This is a genomic window from Arachidicoccus sp. (assembly GCF_050436765.1).
Lineage (GTDB): Bacteria > Bacteroidota > Bacteroidia > Chitinophagales > Chitinophagaceae > Arachidicoccus.
In genome coordinates, this window is the sequence record NZ_JBNQGD010000063.1 from 1 (window position 1) to 1,825 (window position 1,825).

At 37.8% G+C, this 1,825-nt stretch carries 1 protein-coding gene; it reads left to right on the top strand.

Annotated features, from left to right (window positions below; genetic code table 11):
* The first annotated feature begins 146 nt into the window (after positions 1–146).
* The gene (locus ACQR30_RS02545) at positions 147–1,643 is read left to right on the top strand and encodes a Fic family protein (RefSeq protein ID WP_429730795.1); all 1,497 of its coding nucleotides are present in this window, start codon (positions 147–149) and stop codon (positions 1,641–1,643) included.
* The last annotated feature ends 182 nt before the right edge of the window (positions 1,644–1,825 follow it).

The following is a 1,825-nucleotide window of genomic DNA, read 5'->3' on the forward strand; positions in this document are numbered from 1 at the left end:
GGGACCTATTTTGACGCATACGAAAATGCCTCCTGCTTTTAACTTTTTTCAATGAATAAAGATTTATTTTAATTGTTTTACATGAAAAATAAATAATTTTAACTATTTTTCAATATGTTTTAATACTTTTACAGTAAATATGCAGTATGTTAACAGTCCCAGCAGGAAGCGAATGGTTGAAAAGACATTATAAATTATCCTGGTTTACGATAACACACAGTTCTTTCATCGGCAAAATCGACAAGATTGAATTAACTTCCGCAGGGAACGTCGAACAAGTATATAATACCAGATATGCGCCAATCACGGACTCGCCGATATTGCACCTTGAGTTTTCTTTAAAATATGATGATCTCAATCTTGATTTCTTGAAAGCGGTATTTGAAAGAATTCCAACTGACGAACTTGTAACCTACATAGAATCTTCCCCTTCAAGCAAGTATAGTCGCAAGGTGGGATATTTATATGAATTGCTGACTAGACATACATTAACCATAAACAAACCTATCACGGGTAATTATGTCGACCTATTAGATCCCAGGAAATATATTACCGGTAACATTGTGAAAAGTACTCGCTGGCATATTAATGATAACCTGTTAGGAACTTCTTCATTTTGCCCGATTGTAAGGAAGACTAAAAAACTCGAAGAATTATTGAATCTAAGTATTGCCGGGGATATGGATCAGTTAAAGCAAGGCTTCTCTGAAGATATATTCCGCCGTGCGGTTTATTATTTGTATGGTAAGGAAACAAGGTCCTCTTATGAAATAGAACGGGAAAAGCCTTCAGCCGACAGAATGGCCAAGTTTATAAACTTACTTATGTCTGCTGGGAAAAAAACCACTGAAGTGTTATTGGAAGAGAAAGGTTTAGTTGAATTGCAAAATGCGATCGCCGATCCGCGGTATGCTGCAAGCTCATTCAGAGATTTTCAGAACTATATTGGCCAAACCATGCCAGGAGGCTATGACCTCGTTCATTATATCTGCCCACCGCCAGCTTTCGTTCCCTCTTTGATGAGGGGCTTAAGAGATATCGCTGTTAAAACCGCTGGCATATTTTCCGAAATCCGGGCGGCAGTTATAGCCTTTGGCTTCGTATTTATTCATCCTTTTGAAGATGGGAATGGTAGATTACACCGGTTTTTAATACATGATATACTCGTACATGATGGCGTCGTGCCGCACGGTCTTATTATACCGGTATCCGCCCATATGCTAAACAACATGAAAGATTACGACGCCATACTGGAAAAATATTCTAGGCCCCTTATGCAGCGCATTAAATACGACAAGACGGATACTAGTGAAGTGATTGTAACAAATGCAGCAAACGTAGAAGGATATTTCCGTTATCCGGATCTCACGGACCATTGTATCTATCTTATAGAAACAATCCATGCTACACTTCGGGAAGATATGCCCGGAGAATTGCTTTTCATTCAAAGATATGATGAGGCGAAAAGGGGTTTACAGAATGTTGTTGACATGCCGGATAATGATTTAAATTTGATGATTACATTTCTTCATCAGAATAAAGGGGTGTTCCCCAAACGGCGCCGTGAACAATTTTCAAAACTTAGTGATGGAGAAATTACAGAAATGCAAGCAAAGTTCAGGGAAATTTTTGAGCTAGATTAAAGGAAAAAGTAATTTATTCATAGCCGATATTTTTAGCATTACAGTATATGCAGAAAAACCATCAGCTTATGGTTGCGGGCGCAGATTGTTGTTAATCCTTTTATTAGAAAGTTTTTAGATGGACAATTTTGATCGAAAAAAGCATTGGGAGCAAATCTATCTGACTAAAGAAGCTAATGAAC

Coding starts and splice junctions, on each gene's coding strand:
- ACQR30_RS02545 (WP_429730795.1), top strand. CDS start 147: ATGTTAACAGTCCCAGCAGGAAGCGAATGGTTGAAAAGACATTATAAA.